General features: G+C 41.5%; 18 protein-coding genes and 2 pseudogenes. 14 read left to right on the forward strand and 6 right to left on the reverse strand.

Going from position 1 to position 13,999, the window contains the following annotated elements:
* Positions 1 to 17 precede the first annotated feature (17 nt).
* On the reverse strand, positions 18 to 368 hold the full coding sequence (gene arsC / locus BKK50_RS09625) for an arsenate reductase (glutaredoxin) (protein WP_077417597.1): 351 nt from the start codon (positions 366 to 368) through the stop codon (positions 18 to 20).
* A 77-nt stretch (positions 369 to 445) separates the two neighbouring features.
* Between arsC and BKK50_RS09630 the strand changes: the two genes are divergently transcribed.
* The gene (locus tag BKK50_RS09630) at positions 446 to 1,495 is read left to right on the forward strand and encodes an AI-2E family transporter (protein ID WP_077417611.1); all 1,050 of its coding nucleotides are present in this window, start codon (positions 446 to 448) and stop codon (positions 1,493 to 1,495) included.
* Positions 1,496 to 1,581: 86 nt separating this feature from the next.
* Here the strand turns inward: BKK50_RS09630 and BKK50_RS09635 are convergent.
* Positions 1,582 to 1,758, reverse strand: a pseudogene (locus BKK50_RS09635) (DUF6396 domain-containing protein); the annotation flags it as partial.
* Positions 1,759 to 2,101: 343 nt separating this feature from the next.
* Positions 2,102 to 2,860 carry an XRE family transcriptional regulator gene (locus BKK50_RS09640; protein WP_244149442.1) on the reverse strand — a complete coding sequence of 253 codons (759 nt, stop codon included), beginning with the start codon at positions 2,858 to 2,860 and terminating at the stop codon, positions 2,102 to 2,104.
* Between the two features lie 140 nt (positions 2,861 to 3,000).
* On the opposite strand from BKK50_RS09640, the gene BKK50_RS09645 reads away from it, so the two are divergent.
* The 9 genes from BKK50_RS09645 (at position 3,001) to BKK50_RS09675 (ending at position 7,137) form a co-directional block, all read left to right on the forward strand.
* Positions 3,001 to 3,264 (forward strand): helix-turn-helix domain-containing protein, encoded by a 264-nt coding sequence (locus BKK50_RS09645; RefSeq protein ID WP_077417599.1) that lies wholly within the window; start codon positions 3,001 to 3,003, stop codon positions 3,262 to 3,264.
* Positions 3,265 to 3,278: 14 nt separating this feature from the next.
* Positions 3,279 to 3,653, forward strand: coding sequence for a DNA-binding protein (locus tag BKK50_RS13125; RefSeq protein ID WP_306291881.1), 375 nt, complete (start codon positions 3,279 to 3,281; stop codon positions 3,651 to 3,653).
* Positions 3,571 to 4,623 (forward strand): Mu transposase C-terminal domain-containing protein, encoded by a 1,053-nt coding sequence (locus BKK50_RS09650; RefSeq protein ID WP_306291880.1) that lies wholly within the window; start codon positions 3,571 to 3,573, stop codon positions 4,621 to 4,623. Before BKK50_RS13125 ends, BKK50_RS09650 begins: the two co-directional genes overlap by 83 nt.
* Positions 4,624 to 4,633: 10 nt before the next feature.
* Entirely contained in the window at positions 4,634 to 5,077 is a 444-nt protein-coding gene (locus BKK50_RS09655) for a TniB family NTP-binding protein (RefSeq protein ID WP_077417600.1), read from the forward strand.
* Positions 5,067 to 5,246, forward strand: coding sequence for a DUF2635 domain-containing protein (locus BKK50_RS09660; protein ID WP_077417601.1), 180 nt, complete (start codon positions 5,067 to 5,069; stop codon positions 5,244 to 5,246). The genes BKK50_RS09655 and BKK50_RS09660 overlap by 11 nt, the downstream gene beginning before the upstream one ends.
* Positions 5,247 to 5,291: 45 nt before the next feature.
* A complete protein-coding gene (locus BKK50_RS12485) occupies positions 5,292 to 5,507 on the forward strand; it encodes a hypothetical protein (protein WP_158074665.1) in 216 nt (71 codons plus the stop codon).
* Between the two features lie 15 nt (positions 5,508 to 5,522).
* Positions 5,523 to 5,990: an enoyl-CoA hydratase gene (locus BKK50_RS09665; protein ID WP_077417602.1), complete on the forward strand. Its 468-nt coding sequence runs from the start codon at positions 5,523 to 5,525 to the stop codon at positions 5,988 to 5,990.
* Between the two features lie 133 nt (positions 5,991 to 6,123).
* Positions 6,124 to 6,246 carry a Com family DNA-binding transcriptional regulator gene (locus BKK50_RS13245; protein ID WP_077417612.1) on the forward strand — a complete coding sequence of 41 codons (123 nt, stop codon included), beginning with the start codon at positions 6,124 to 6,126 and terminating at the stop codon, positions 6,244 to 6,246.
* A gap of 45 nt (positions 6,247 to 6,291) precedes the next feature.
* Positions 6,292 to 7,137 carry a hypothetical protein gene (locus tag BKK50_RS09675; RefSeq protein ID WP_077417603.1) on the forward strand — a complete coding sequence of 282 codons (846 nt, stop codon included), beginning with the start codon at positions 6,292 to 6,294 and terminating at the stop codon, positions 7,135 to 7,137.
* Between the two features lie 93 nt (positions 7,138 to 7,230).
* Here BKK50_RS09675 and BKK50_RS09680 read toward each other — a convergent pair whose 3' ends face one another.
* Together BKK50_RS09680 and BKK50_RS09685 are read right to left on the reverse strand one after the other, a co-directional pair.
* A complete protein-coding gene (locus BKK50_RS09680) occupies positions 7,231 to 7,941 on the reverse strand; it encodes a DUF6396 domain-containing protein (protein WP_077417604.1) in 711 nt (236 codons plus the stop codon).
* A gap of 182 nt (positions 7,942 to 8,123) precedes the next feature.
* A complete protein-coding gene (locus BKK50_RS09685; protein WP_077417605.1) occupies positions 8,124 to 9,326 on the reverse strand; it encodes an aromatic amino acid transporter in 1,203 nt (400 codons plus the stop codon).
* Positions 9,327 to 9,480: 154 nt separating this feature from the next.
* Between BKK50_RS09685 and BKK50_RS09690 the strand changes: the two genes are divergently transcribed.
* Genes BKK50_RS09690 through murQ form a run of 4 tightly spaced genes read left to right on the forward strand, consistent with a single transcriptional unit; the run spans position 9,481 to position 13,293 of the window.
* Positions 9,481 to 10,344, forward strand: a complete 864-nt coding sequence (locus BKK50_RS09690) for a YicC/YloC family endoribonuclease (protein ID WP_077417606.1) — start codon at positions 9,481 to 9,483, stop codon at positions 10,342 to 10,344.
* A 9-nt stretch (positions 10,345 to 10,353) separates the two neighbouring features.
* The gene (gene ygfZ / locus BKK50_RS09695) at positions 10,354 to 11,193 is read left to right on the forward strand and encodes a CAF17-like 4Fe-4S cluster assembly/insertion protein YgfZ (protein ID WP_077417607.1); all 840 of its coding nucleotides are present in this window, start codon (positions 10,354 to 10,356) and stop codon (positions 11,191 to 11,193) included.
* Between the two features lies 1 nt (position 11,194).
* On the forward strand, positions 11,195 to 12,319 hold the full coding sequence (locus BKK50_RS09700; RefSeq protein ID WP_077417608.1) for an anhydro-N-acetylmuramic acid kinase: 1,125 nt from the start codon (positions 11,195 to 11,197) through the stop codon (positions 12,317 to 12,319).
* 44 nt (positions 12,320 to 12,363) lie between these two features.
* Complete coding sequence (murQ, locus tag BKK50_RS09705) at positions 12,364 to 13,293, forward strand: N-acetylmuramic acid 6-phosphate etherase (protein ID WP_077417609.1); 930 nt, start codon at positions 12,364 to 12,366, stop codon at positions 13,291 to 13,293.
* Between the two features lie 61 nt (positions 13,294 to 13,354).
* Here murQ and BKK50_RS09710 read toward each other — a convergent pair.
* Positions 13,355 to 13,971 (reverse strand): annotated as a pseudogene (locus BKK50_RS09710) (hypothetical protein).
* Positions 13,972 to 13,999: the final 28 nt, after the last annotated feature.

Here is a 13,999-nt window from a genome sequence, read left to right on the forward strand (position 1 = left end):
ACGGATAAACCTTAAAATTACAAAATTTCAAGAACGCTTTCCGGTGGTCGTCCGATTTTTGCTTTGTCGCCATTCACTACAATAGGGCGTTCAAGCAAAGCAGAATGCTCACTGATTGCATTCAATAGATCTTCATTTGTCAATGTCGAATCCGCAAGATTTAAAGATTTATAAAGTTCATCTTTTACCCTCATCATCAGGCGAATATCCGTGATGCCTAATTTCTCCGCAAGTTGTTGTAATTCTGCAACGCTATAATGTTTTTGCAAATAAAGCTCGATCTTTGGATGGATACCTTGTGTTTCCAATAACGCCAAAGTTTCCCGACTTTTGGAGCAACGAGGATTGTGATAAATAATAATGGACATAGAATTTCCTTCAGCTGGCTATAACCAAAGGAAATTTTAACTTATAATGGCGGAAAATGCTCACTTGGATGTTGATTATGTTAGAAATGTTGAAAAGTTGGTATACCCGCCGTTTAGGTGATCCGCAGGCTATGGGACTATTGGCAATTTTGCTCTTTGGTTTTGTTGCTATTTATTTTTTCGGTGATTTAATTGCCCCTTTACTGATCGCCATTGTCCTTGCCTATCTATTAGAAATGCCGATTAATTTTTTGACTAAAAATCTAAAATTTCCTCGTATGCTAGCCACCATTGTCATTTTTGGTGGATTTATCGGTTTGGCGACAGTTTTCTTTTTAGTCCTTGTACCAATGCTTTGGAACCAAACGATTTCCCTGTTGAGTGATTTACCGGCGATGTTTAATAAACTTAATGAATGGCTACTCAGTTTACCGGAAGATTATCCTGAATTAATTGATTATTCCATGGTGGATGCTATTTTTAATTCGGTTCGTGAAAAAATTCTCGGCTTTGGGGAATCTGCGGTCAAACTTTCTTTAGCTTCCATAATGAACCTCGTTTCACTTGGCATTTATGCTTTCCTCGTGCCGTTAATGATGTTTTTTATGTTGAAGGATAAGCGTGAGCTTTTACAAGGAGTCAGCCGTTTTTTCCCCCGTAATCGTCATCTTGCTTTCAAAGTATGGACGGAAATGCAACAACAAATTGCCAATTACATTCATGGAAAACTCTTAGAAATTTTAATTGTCACCTTGGTCACTTACGTGATTTTCTTAATTTTTGGCTTAAACTATCCTCTCTTACTATCTGTTGCGGTTGGGCTCTCCGTACTGGTTCCCTATATTGGTGCGGTGCTTGTAACGATTCCCGTAGCACTTGTAGCCTTATTCCAATTCGGCATTAGTCCGACCTTTTGGTATATCATCATCGCCTTTGCGGTAAGCCAACTTTTGGACGGCAATTTACTCGTGCCTTATTTGTTCTCCGAAGCCGTCAATTTACACCCTCTCATCATTATCATTTCTGTTCTTATCTTTGGTGGATTGTGGGGGTTCTGGGGGGTATTTTTTGCGATCCCGCTTGCAACCTTAGTGAAGGCTGTAGTAAATGCTTTACCGGAAGATTAAATAAAAAAGATGAATCACCACGAATTCCCCCATAAAATCAACCGCACTTTCGCTTAGCGTTTAAAGCAAAGTGCGGTCATTTTTTATTATTTTTTCAACGGCAACCCCGTTTGCCAGTCTAGCCCTGCTTGTGCTGCCAGTTTTTGCATTAATTCATCGCTGGGTTTTGGTGGGCTTGCCCCTTCATACCAACGTTGGAAGGCAATTTTGCCATCCCAAGCAGGAAGTTTCGCTGGCGGTAATGGCACGATGTCGTCTAGATTATGGGGTGGTGACAATATTTGCATAAAGAAAAAGAAAAAATTTGGCTCGAAAAAATTCGGTGGGGGCTTGTGTGGTGGGGCTTTGGTGGTTTTTGATGGGAATTTTATGCAAAAAATGAAAATGGTGGGGATTGGTTGAAAATGGGCTAAAATTGGGTTTTATTTTGCATAAAAATTGTTGATAGATTGGTGGTTTTTAAACGGTTTTAAAATTTTAAAGTTAATTTTAAAACGGGTTTAAACTGAATAAGAAGATAATTTAAAAACTAACTTAGAAGCTAACTTAGAAGCTAACTTGAAAGCTAACCAAAGAAAAAAGGCGGTTTCCGTGGTGGAAATCGCCTTAAAAATCACGATAACCACGCACCACTTGTCCAATTACAATTAAGTTATCCATTTCAGAGGCATCTAACTTAATTGGGGAATATTCAGGGTTTTGGCTGATTAAAATGATGCCGTATGGTGTAACTTGCACCTTTTTAACATACATTGCCCCTTCATTATTTAATACAAAGATCTTACCGTCCTTTAAATCTGTTTTAGAACGATCCACAATGATTTCTTCACCGTCTTTTAACGTTGGGTACATACTGTCGCCGCTTACTAAGTACATCGCACAATGTTTTGCCTTTAAGTAACGGGAATCCAGCCATCTTTTTTCAACTTTAGTAGTGTTAAACTCCAGATATTCATCATTAAGCCCACCATTTCCGGCAGAAATACGAACATCACGGCAATCTTCAATTTCTACAAAGTTTTCATCACTATCATTCGGCAAAGAATTAGAGGTTTGATGACTAACGTCATTAGCCTTTTCATTTGCTGTTATATCTGTTTCACCGGTCAATAAGTAATTCGGTGAAACACCTAAAGTTTTTGCAATCGCAATAATCATTGAAGCTTGGGGTTCTCTTTCGTTCGTTTCCCATAATTGCAGGGTTGAAAGCGATAAACCGAGCTTGTCCGCTAGTTCATTTCTACTTTGCCCTATTTTTTCTCTTTCCTCCCTAATCCGATTTCCGATTAAAGAAGTATTTTTAAACTTAATCTTCATAACTTTAAAAAACCTCATGTAAGTTTTTAAATTTACAAAAATAATCATTTAAATCAAATGCTTATAAAGGTAACTATAAAAACATAGATTAAAAAGTAACCATTTAACTTTAAAAGAGTATTTTTAAAGTTGAAATGGTTACATTTGTAGTTTAATATTCTCATTAGATTAACAAGAGAGGTTATCCAATGAAGGAATTAAACGAAACTAAAAAAACAGCTGTTGATTGGCATCGTGAAGACATCAAAGCTGCATTAGCTAAAAAAGGTTGGTCATTACGCCAACTCTCTTTAAAGCACGGTTATAGCAACGGAGGTACATTAAAAAATGCACTCGACCGACCTTGGGTTAAAGGTGAACGTATTATTGCAGAAGCCATAGGTGTTCCAGCAGAAATAATCTGGGCATCACGTTATGAACGACGTAACCATAAAAAATACGCCAATAGATAGTTTAAGAGGTTTTTATGTGCATAAACAACCTTAAAACACACTATTCAGCCAAGGAGCTACTTGATTTTAGTTTAGCCTGTTTACCTAATTCAGTGCAAGGAATTATTTATCAAGCTAAGAAGAATAATTGGAAAACTCAAAAAAGAGTTGGCAAAGGTGGCGGTGTTGAATATGCGCTTTGTTCTTTACCACAACATTTACAAGATGAAATCCGCAATAAATTTGCAGTGACGGTTGTGAAATCCAAACCTAAAGCCCCACTCGCTCTTCGCCAAGTTGAATTAAAAACCTTAACGGAAAAACAACGTGAGACCGTTTACACCGGAGCTTACCATGATTGTGGATGGGGCGAGTCGCAAGATAGTCGGTTGGTCGCTTGCCTTGGCTGAAAATGGTTTTGCCGTCCTTGATGCTTTACGACACGGCATTCAGACACACGGTGTGCCAGCCATTTATTACTCTGATAACGGTGGTGGGGAAAAGAATAAGCTATTAGATGCTGAAATCACGGGTATTTTGCCTCGCTTTTCGATTCATCACGCCACGGGGATTGCCGGTAATCCACAGGGACGAGGCATTATCGAAAGGCTCAATAAAACCGTGGGATTACGCATTGCGGAGCAATTTGAAACCTATTATGGCAAAAATGCCGATCCTGAAGCAACCCGCAAAATGCTTGCCCGCCAATTGGCATATAGCAACAGTAACGGTAAACAGCTTACAGTAAAACAGCAAAAAGCCCGACGGGAATTACCGACTTGGGATGAGTTAAAAGCGGTGATTGCAGAAGTGATCCATTGGTACAACCACGAACATATTCACCGCAAAATCGGCTGTACGCCGGCAGAAAAATATCAACGGATCAGCAATCCTGATTTGATGATTTATTTAAGTGAAAACGAACTGCGAGATATTCAACGTCCAGCCTTTATCCGCACCACACAACGAGGCTTAATTGAATGGAATAAGCATAAATATTTCCATCTTGATTTGTTGAATTACCAAGGGCAAGAAGTGATGGTCTGTGTCGATATTCACGACCCTAATTGGGTGCAAGTACGCACGAAAGAAGGCAGTTTTATCTGCAATGCCGAATTTGAAGCCCATAAACGCAATGCGTTCCCAATTCCATTTGTTGAACAAAAACAACAGCAACGTGCAGAGGGAATGAAAAAACGGGCGGCAAACAAAATCGCTCTGGCAGAGGCGGAATTGAACCCTGTTATCACAATTGAACATCAACCGAGCTTTGAGTTGCTACGCACCAAAGTTAAACCAAAAGAAGAACCTACACCGATTTTCTTCACCAGAGTACAAAAAGAGGCGTGGGAAGCAAGAAAAAAGCTAATGAATGAGTAAGGGGGAAACAATGAAAAACCAAGAATTATACGCCTTTATGAAGGCAAACAAAATGACCCAAAAGCAGGTGGCAACCTTGTTTGATACATCACTTACTACAGTGAACCAATACCTGAACGACAAATATCCAACTGATACAAAGTGGCTAGATGAAAAAGTTGATGAGCTTTTAGCCCGCCAAAAAGCAAAAGTGGTAGAAGCGAAATACAACAACGCTTTTGTGCCAACAATGACGGCAAAACGTGGAATAGAAATTATGCAATTTGCCCACGCAGAAGGTGAAATTAACGTGATTTATGGTGCGGCAGGTTTAGGCAAAACGCAGATGCTTACCCGCTATCAAGGGGAACATTCAGAGCCTGACCCAATGTTAGAACGCATTGGGGGAAATATTTATGATCCGACAAATGGCGCAAGCGTGCCGTTTGAGGTGGAGACAAAACATGAAAGTTAAAGCAAAACCCGGTATTAAAGTGCCGATGGAAAATCAACCTTATGTCTATATTGAACAGGCGGTCGTTGAAGTTGAGCCGACAGTATATTACCAACGTCGCATTCAGGACGGTGATTTAATTGTGGTGAGTGAAGCTCGCTCACGTAAACAGGAGAAAAACAATGACTGATACCAACATTGAATTTGACAATAATCGTCCAACTTAACGCCGTGGGTGGTTTGTCTACTCGCCGAACTCTTTGAAGGGCGGGACGATTTGACAGATATCGACCAACTCAAAGCCAAAGTGATTGAAAAAGCAGACCTATTCGCCATAGTGATGGGCGCCACCTTTGCGAAAAAACAACACTTTGAAAAAGCCCTTGAGCAAGCCGAAACCCTTGAAATGCTTGACCATATTCGCCAAGAAATTGATAAATGGAAAACCTAACCTATCGGAGTGTCAATGAAACCCCAAATTTATCTCGCCTTATACAAAGGCAAGCCTAAAAACCGTTTAGAACGCCTACAAGACGGCATTATTCGCTTTTTCACCAAAGGGCAATATTCCCATTGCGAAATCGCCATTGCACGCCAAGAACAGTGGGGGCAATACGACTACCGAGCCCGCTATGATTGTTACACCTCAAGCCCTCGTGATGGCGGTGTGCGTTGCAAATCCATCAACGTAGCAGACCGCACAAAATGGGATTTAATCCCCCTTGATAACGTCACCGAAGCACAAATCAAAGCGTATTTTAACCGCACTTTGGGCGCAAAATATGACTGGTGGGGCGTATTGGGGATTGTGCTGGGCATTAAACAAAAACGCAGTAAATATTTTTGTAGTGAGTGGTGTTTTAACGCCATCACCGGCAGTGAGGAAGGATGGCGGTTTAGCCCGAATGATTTAGCCATTATCTTTAAAAAGTGAAGACGGCGACACGGTAGGTGCGGGAACACCCACCGTGCCAGCTACGCAAAACGTACTTGCATATAGCCATCTGCCGCCTGCCTCGCGAGGCGAGCGGATTTTAACAAAACCATTAAAAATGGGAAATGCTGATATGCAAAAACTGAAAGAAATCCGTTGCAAGTGCTGTAAAAAACTACTGGCACGAGCAGAAAATATACAACATTTAGAAATTAAATGTGTTCGTTGTAAAACATTAAACCAATTTAACAAGTAAGCGTATCGGCGCACCCGGAGTGCCGGAATACCATAGGAGAAAACTATGGCAAATCAAAAAAACTTTAAACAAGCCCCTCTACCTTTCGTCGGTCAAAAACGACAATTCTTAACGTATTTTGAGCAAGTTTTAAATGATAATATTCCCGGTAATGGAGAGGGTTGGATAATTATTGATGCGTTTGGCGGAGCAGGATTGTTAAGTCATACGGCAAAACAATTAAAGCCTGAAGCACGGGTCATTTATAATGATTTTGACGGCTACACTGAAAGACTCGCACATATTGATGACATTAATGCATTGCGTACCCAACTTTATGCGATAGTTGATAACGCTACGCCCAAAAAAAAGCGAATGCCGAAGGAATTGAAAGCAAAATGCGTCAGAATCATTCAAGAATTCGATGGCTATAAAGACTTAAACAGCTTGTCGGGTTGGTTGTTATTTAGCGGTAATCAAGTCAGCACGCTTGATAAGCTGTTTAGTAAAGATTTTTGGAACTGCATTCGGCAAAGTGATTATCCAAAGGCTGACGGTTATTTAGAGGGCGTCGAGGTGATTCGAGAATCATTTCATACGCTACTCCCCAAATATTCAGATAATCCGAAAGCATTGTTTGTGTTAGATCCACCATATCTTTGCACACGGCAGGAAAGCTATAAACAAGCGACATACTTTGACTTGATTGATTTCTTGCGGTTAGTGAATATCACCCGACCGCCTTATATCTTTTTCAGTTCGACTAAAAGCGAATTTGTGCGGTTCATTGAGTATATGCAAGAGGATAAAGTGGATAACTGGCAGGCGTTTGAAAATGCAATGAAAATTGTGGTGAATACATCAGCAAGTTATGTGGGGAAATATGAAGATAATATGGTTTATAAATTCTAGTATTTGAAATTTAAACGCCCTTTAATGATAAGTTAAAGGGTGTTTTTGTTTTCCTTAAATGGTTGTTTATTTTGCATAAAAGTTGGAAATGCCTTATGCAAAATAAAATCCTAATTTATGCAAAAAATTTTGCGAATTTATAAGATCAGGGACAGTAGCGTGGAGATATTCGTTATCAAATAAAAATTTTTCGATCATCTCATAGCGAAGGGAACGTTCAGGATCAGTCTTAACCCCTAAATAATCGCCATGTTTTACTGCATTAATATCAAAAGCAAGATATAGCCTAAATGCCGATTGCCGATTGCCGATTGCCGATTGCCGATTGCCGGCTTTTACACCCTGATGATAAGCTTGGATAGCTTCTTTATATTTTTTATCTGAACCATAGTAAATTCCCAACCATTTAGCAGCCTTTCCTTGTCCTTGTGCTGTCGCACATTGAAATAATTGCTCTCTCAAGTCTAATCGAAATCGTAAGCTGTTCTTATCATTAATTAAGGCTAATCCTTGCCCTAGTTCATACTGTGCATCCCGGCTGCCCATATCTGCCGCTCTCCGTAAATACGCAAATTTCCCCCCTTTAACGGTTTTAACACCGTAACCACCATCCAAATGATAGTACAGCTTATACATTGCCGTGGCAGGCAAGGTTTTTTCTAGTTCCTTATTTAAATAATACACTTCTGTTTGTGGCTTTTTCACCACCACCCGCCCGGTTTCAAGCAACCACTGCAAACGTAAATTGGCTTTGTAGTCGCCATTGTAGGCGGCAATGCAATATACACCGCCATATCCTGCCACACCGCATCGCCTTTTTTCCCCACCGTATATTGTGCAAGTCGTGGTAGAGGGCATCGTCGTATAACTTGAGACTTCAATGAGATTGAATCGTGTTTATCCACAAAAATCTGCACCTTACTCAGTTGGTTGAGATATCCAACTTTTTGGGGCAGATCAAAGTGCGGTGAATATTTAATGTCTTTTTATCCCACCACAAACGGGAGATAGCCCGCTCGGATCGCAAATGGGATAGAGGTAATTACCACACCGAGAATCAACACGATAAGCAGGGTTATGTTGCCACCCCATACGCGGTATGGAAGATGAGGATGAAGTCTGCGCGCTTTCCAAACCAGGCTTACCGGCAAGACCACCGCATAGAAAGCAAACATTTGACCGGCATAGCCTAAGGCTAAAATAAAGCCTTCCGGATAAAATAGTGCAAAAGCTAAAGGCGGAATAAAGGTTAATAAGCCAAGGGAAATACGCCCCGCTGAAACATTAAATGAACGTTTTAACAAGTCTTCGATACATTCCAATAAGCCTAATCCCACCCCTAAAAAAGAGGTGACGAGTGCTAAAGTAGAGAACAACTTTACCGCACTGGCAATCACCGTGCTACCGGTGATAGCGAGGGTTGCTTTGACTAAACCATTCAAAGTGGCATCTTCTTTTAGAATTTGTAAAAACTCATTTTGAGTGAGCAATCCGTGCGTAGAAAGTTGCCATAAAATATAGGCGCCAAGTGTAATGGCAGAGCCGACTAAAATAGAAATCCGCAGGGCTTTAACATTCCCCTCTAAATATTTATTCAAACTCGGAATTGAACCATGGAAGCCAAAGGCGGTAAAAAAAACCGGGCTGGCAGAAATGATCAACGCATTGTCGATGGGAATCGCCAATAAGTTATCCATTTTGATTTCCGGCAACATCAATCCTAACACCAGAGCAAAGGCTGCCAACATAACGAAGAACAGAACTCGATTGACACGATCCACACTGTGCGTACCAATTACAATAAACACACCAAAAATTAAGGTAAACAAGATAATACTCGGTTTGTTACCAAGCCCTTCCGGCAGTAAACCGCTTAATAGAGAGCCGCCTCCACTAATGTAAGCGGCAATTAAGGCGTAGAGGAAAATAATGAGAACGGCGGTGGCAATAATACGCCCGAATTGACCAAAATATTGTTCGGCAAGCGTACCAATACCCGCATCGCTTTCTGCGGTTTGGTAGAGTTCCACAAATAATAATGCCGTGAACGTCAATAGCGCCCAAAGCCCTAATAATAAAACGAGTGTAAAGCCAAATCCAATGCCTGCGGACGTGAGCGGCATTGCCAACATACCCGCCCCGATCATCGTGCCGGAAACCAGCAGTGTGCTACCAACGGTTTTGCTCATCATTCCCCCTCTGTCTTGTAACATAAAATTTACACGGATTGTATTTTAAAATTTACACAGTGTAAACACCCCCATATAAAAATATCTTTAGAATTTACCGCACTTTCTCGTTACAATAGCCGACAAATCGACTAAGACATAAAAGGGAGATCTTATGATTTACAGTATGACAGCCTTTGCCCGCCTCGAAGTAAAAAAATACTGGGGGGATGCGGTATGGGAGATTCGTTCCGTCAATCAACGTTATTTGGAAACCTTCTTTCGCCTACCGGAGCAATTTAGGGGATTAGAAAACAGCTTGCGTGAAAAACTTCGTCAAAATCTTACGCGTGGTAAAGTGGAATGTGCTTTACGCATTGAGACGAAAAAACAGATTAGCGGGGAGCTTAATCTCAATAAAGAATTGGCAAACCAAGTGATTCAATCTTTACAGTGGATTAAAACTCAAGCAGGCGAAGGGGAAATTAATTTAACGGATGTGTTGCGTTATCCGGGGGTGGTGGAAGCACAAGAACAGGATTTGGATACGATTAGTCAAGATTTATTGACCGCCTTTGATGAATTACTCGCTGATTTTATCGCTATGCGTGGTCGGGAAGGCGAGAAACTACAAGAGATTATCCAACAGCGTTTAGCCGCTATTACCATTGAAGCCGATAAAGTGCGGTCGCAAATGCCCGCTGTTTTACAATGGCAGCGTGAACGCTTGTTGCAACGTTTTGAAGAAGCACAAATCAGTCTTGATCCGCAACGGGTGGAACAAGAAATGATTTTACTTGCACAGCGTGTGGATGTGGCAGAAGAGCTTGATCGTTTACAAATGCATGTCAAAGAAACCCAAAATATTTTGAAAAAAGGGGGCGCGGTTGGGCGTAAATTGGATTTTATGATGCAAGAACTTAACCGTGAATCTAATACTTTGGCATCAAAATCCATCAATGCTGAGATCACCGCCTCAGCCGTAGAATTAAAGGTGTTAATTGAACAAATGCGTGAGCAAATTCAGAATTTAGAATAGGAGAAAAGGATGACGCAGTTTATTCCACTGAATCAGTATCAGATTATTGAGGCACAAGGTATAGATGCCCAAACCTATCTCCAAGGACAACTCACCAGCGATGTGGTGGCCTTGGCGAGTGGGGCTTCAACTCTGACGGCACATTGTGATCCTAAGGGAAAAATGAATGCGATCTTTCGAGTATGCAAACTCAGTTCCACACAATTTCTTTTATTAGTGAAAAAAGCGTTGTTGCCGAGTGCGTTAGAGGCCCTAAAAAAATATGCCGTCTTCTCCAAGGTGAGTTTTGAGTTGCGTGATTGGCAAATTGTGGGATTGATAGGGGAAAAATGCGGAAAAATTCAACCGCACTTCTCAATCGAGATCGATGAACAACGCTCAATTTTGATTAATGAAACCTCATTACCTATCACCTTTAATGCAGAGGAAGCATTGTGGGAAGCTGTGGATATTCAAGCAGGGTTGCCGAATTTAACGGCCAAAACACAAAATGAATTTATCCCACAAGCGTTCAATTTACAGGCGATTGAACAAGCGATTTCGTTCACCAAAGGCTGCTATCTTGGGCAAGAAATTGTCGCTCGGGCTAAATACCGTGGAGCCAATAAGCGGGCAATGTTTATCTTAAAAGGTGAAACCGCATCAACGCCTGAAGTGGGGGAATGCATTGAAATGCAAATTGAGGGTCATTGGCGTAAAACCGGTACGATTATCCGTGCGGTCAATATTGAGGGAATATTGTGGTTACAGGTTGTGATGAATAATGATGTGGAAATCGACCAATCCTTCCGTTTGCTAGAAGAGGCAAGCCTGCTCACCCTTCAGCCTTTGCCTTATATAGTAGAGTAAAATGAACGCACAATATTATATTGGGATGATGTCCGGAACGAGTCTGGACGGGGTGGATGTGGCGTTGGTGGATTTTTCCAGCACCCCACCTCAATTAGTAGCGACTGATTTTACCCCTATGCCTCAATATTTACGAGAGAATATCAGCGCTCTCGTGCAATCAGGTGAAACCACTTTACAGAGGCTGGGTGAATTAGATCATCAATTAGGGCGACTTTATGCCGATTGTGTCAATATTTTTTTACAGAAACACCCTATTTCGCCTGAAAAAATTCAAGCCATCGGCTGCCATGGGCAAACTATCTGGCATTCGCCAAAAGGGCAATATCCCTTTACTATGCAAATTGGTGATATGAATTTAGTGGCTGCCCTCACCGGGATCACCACGCTTGGTGATTTTCGGCGTAAAGATATGGCATTGGGCGGACAAGGTGCTCCTCTTGTGCCTGCTTTTCACCAAGCGGTCTTTTCTGATCCTCAATCGGTTACCGTGGTATTAAATATTGGCGGGATAAGCAATGTGTCTGTATTAATACCGGACCAACCTGTTGTCGGCTTTGACACCGGCCCGGGCAATACCTTACTGGATCAATGGATCGAAAAACATAAAGGGGTAGCCTATGATAAAAATGGTGAGTGGGCGGCAAGTGGGCAGATAAATGACACATTACTCAGTGCTTTATTAGACGAGCCGTTTTTTCAACTGTCCCCTCCCAAAAGTACGGGAAGGGAATTATTCAATTTGGCTTGGTTGGAACAAAAAATTCAGCATGTGACGCAACACTCCATCGTACCTCTTCCACAAGATGTGCAAGCGACCTTGGTGGAATTGACGGTGCGTAGCGTTGCAGAAAGTTTAAAAACCATTTATTCACCTCTCCCTAAACGGCTCCTTGTCTGTGGTGGTGGGGCAAAAAACACCTTGATGATGCAACGTTTGGCCAACCTGTTGCCTCAATGGAATATTCATACCACCAATGAATTTGGAATGGAGTTAGATTATGTTGAAGCGGCAGCTTTTGCTTGGTTGGCCTATCGCCGATTACATAATCAATCCGGTAATTTACCCGAGGTGACCGGTGCTAAAAGTGCGGTCAGTTTAGGGGCGATTTTTCCCATGCCTTAACGTGAGGATTGTTAAGGTTTTCAGCCGATATTTAAAATAAAACAATGATGAATAACACACTTCTTAACACTCTCTCAACCTTAATCACCGAACAGCGTAACCCGAATTCAATGAACATTGATCAACTTTCTCCTTTGGAAATCGTGAGGTTGATGAACCAGGAAGATAAGCAAGTTCCTCTCGCCATTGAGCGGGTTTTACCACAAATTGCCCAAGCCGTAGAACGGATTGTCTATGCCTTTCAACAAGGGGGGCGATTAGTGTATCTCGGTGCAGGTACCAGTGGGCGGCTAGGGGTGTTGGATGCTTCAGAATGTCCTCCCACTTTTGGGGTGAGTGGTGAGATGGTAAAAGGTATCATTGCAGGGGGAGAGCAGGCCATTCGTTATCCTATAGAGGGGGCGGAAGACAATCAACAGGCCGCTGTTGAGGATTTACAAGCTATCAATTTTTCCGCCCAAGATGTGTTGGTAGGGGTTGCGGCCAGCGGTCGAACGCCCTATGTATTGGGCGCATTGAACTATGCCAAACAGTTAGGGGCAACCACTATTTCCATTGCCAGCAATCCCAATTCACCGATGGCTCAACTTGCCGATATTTCCATTGATACGGTGGTCGGTGCAGAAGTGTTAACCGGATCAAGCCGCCTAAAATCCGGGACGGCACAAAAATTAGTGTTGAATATGCTTTCTACCGCTTCCATGATTTTAATAGGGAAATGCTATGAAAATTTAATGGTGGATGTGCAAGCAAGCAATGAAAAACTCAAAGCCCGAGCGGTGCGTATAGTCATGCAAGCCACAGACTGTGATAGCCCCACCGCTGAACAAGCCTTAATGCTTGCGGAACAAAATGCGAAATTGGCGATTATGATGATTTTAAGTGGTCTACCAAAGGAAGTAGCAAAACCATTAGTGGAAAAAGAAAAAGGCTTTTTGAGAAAAGCCCTTGAAAAAGGTGGTATTGTGTCATAGTTAAGCTATTGGAGATCAACCCTAATATAATCAGACAGTCCTCACCTAAATTAAGTGTCTATCAGATTAATTTGAGCCTAAGTTCTTTTTTTGCCCAAATTCGTTTTCCATCAAGTAATGTTTCCATTGGCGTTCTTCAACAGCATATTTTTCCTTGATGGGGTCGATGATGGTTACAATAGAACAATCATTCATCCAAGTCAGCTTGTAATGTGACTAAATTCATATAAATTTTCTTCCTAAATGCTACGTTGACTTTCCTGTATCATAAAAGTTTGCTGATAAATGCGGTCAATGCCTTTAAGGTTACCCACGTAGAAGGTCAGGGTGAGCGGTTTCAGTTTCACTATAAGCAGGCTCATCTTCTTTATTTACGCTAAGGCTTGAATTTGGGATTCATTGAGAATAATGCTTTGCTCGGCAACCGAGCAAGTGCGGTCAATATTTGTTTAAAATTTGCCGGATTGTGTCTGAGCCAAATAGAGCAAACACCGCTAACCGAAAAAAATCTCCTGTTTACGCAGATCATTACTGGCTCGAACCAGCTCGAATGCAGGATTATAACGATAGAAAGTATCTCGGCTCATTTCTATGATTTTGTAGGCTTAAAATATTGTCGAGTTCTTCAACTAAATTGAGTAAACCTGTCTTGTGTTTGATGAGGAGGGAATAAAATATGAGCGCTTCTTTTTGTTTAGATTGAATT

It is taken from the genome of Rodentibacter rarus (assembly GCF_001998965.1).
Lineage (GTDB): Bacteria > Pseudomonadota > Gammaproteobacteria > Enterobacterales > Pasteurellaceae > Rodentibacter > Rodentibacter rarus.

Coding starts and splice junctions, on each gene's coding strand:
- arsC (WP_077417597.1), bottom strand. CDS start 368: ATGTCCATTATTATTTATCACAATCCTCGTTGCTCCAAAAGTCGGGAA.
- BKK50_RS09630 (WP_077417611.1), top strand. CDS start 446: ATGTTAGAAATGTTGAAAAGTTGGTATACCCGCCGTTTAGGTGATCCG.
- BKK50_RS09640 (WP_244149442.1), bottom strand. CDS start 2,860: ATGATTATTTTTGTAAATTTAAAAACTTACATGAGGTTTTTTAAAGTT.
- BKK50_RS09645 (WP_077417599.1), top strand. CDS start 3,001: ATGAAGGAATTAAACGAAACTAAAAAAACAGCTGTTGATTGGCATCGT.
- BKK50_RS13125 (WP_306291881.1), top strand. CDS start 3,279: ATGTGCATAAACAACCTTAAAACACACTATTCAGCCAAGGAGCTACTT.
- BKK50_RS09655 (WP_077417600.1), top strand. CDS start 4,634: ATGAAAAACCAAGAATTATACGCCTTTATGAAGGCAAACAAAATGACC.
- BKK50_RS09660 (WP_077417601.1), top strand. CDS start 5,067: ATGAAAGTTAAAGCAAAACCCGGTATTAAAGTGCCGATGGAAAATCAA.
- BKK50_RS09665 (WP_077417602.1), top strand. CDS start 5,523: ATGAAACCCCAAATTTATCTCGCCTTATACAAAGGCAAGCCTAAAAAC.
- BKK50_RS13245 (WP_077417612.1), top strand. CDS start 6,124: ATGCAAAAACTGAAAGAAATCCGTTGCAAGTGCTGTAAAAAACTACTG.
- BKK50_RS09675 (WP_077417603.1), top strand. CDS start 6,292: ATGGCAAATCAAAAAAACTTTAAACAAGCCCCTCTACCTTTCGTCGGT.
- BKK50_RS09685 (WP_077417605.1), bottom strand. CDS start 9,326: ATGAGCAAAACCGTTGGTAGCACACTGCTGGTTTCCGGCACGATGATC.
- BKK50_RS09690 (WP_077417606.1), top strand. CDS start 9,481: ATGATTTACAGTATGACAGCCTTTGCCCGCCTCGAAGTAAAAAAATAC.
- ygfZ (WP_077417607.1), top strand. CDS start 10,354: ATGACGCAGTTTATTCCACTGAATCAGTATCAGATTATTGAGGCACAA.
- BKK50_RS09700 (WP_077417608.1), top strand. CDS start 11,195: ATGAACGCACAATATTATATTGGGATGATGTCCGGAACGAGTCTGGAC.
- murQ (WP_077417609.1), top strand. CDS start 12,364: ATGATGAATAACACACTTCTTAACACTCTCTCAACCTTAATCACCGAA.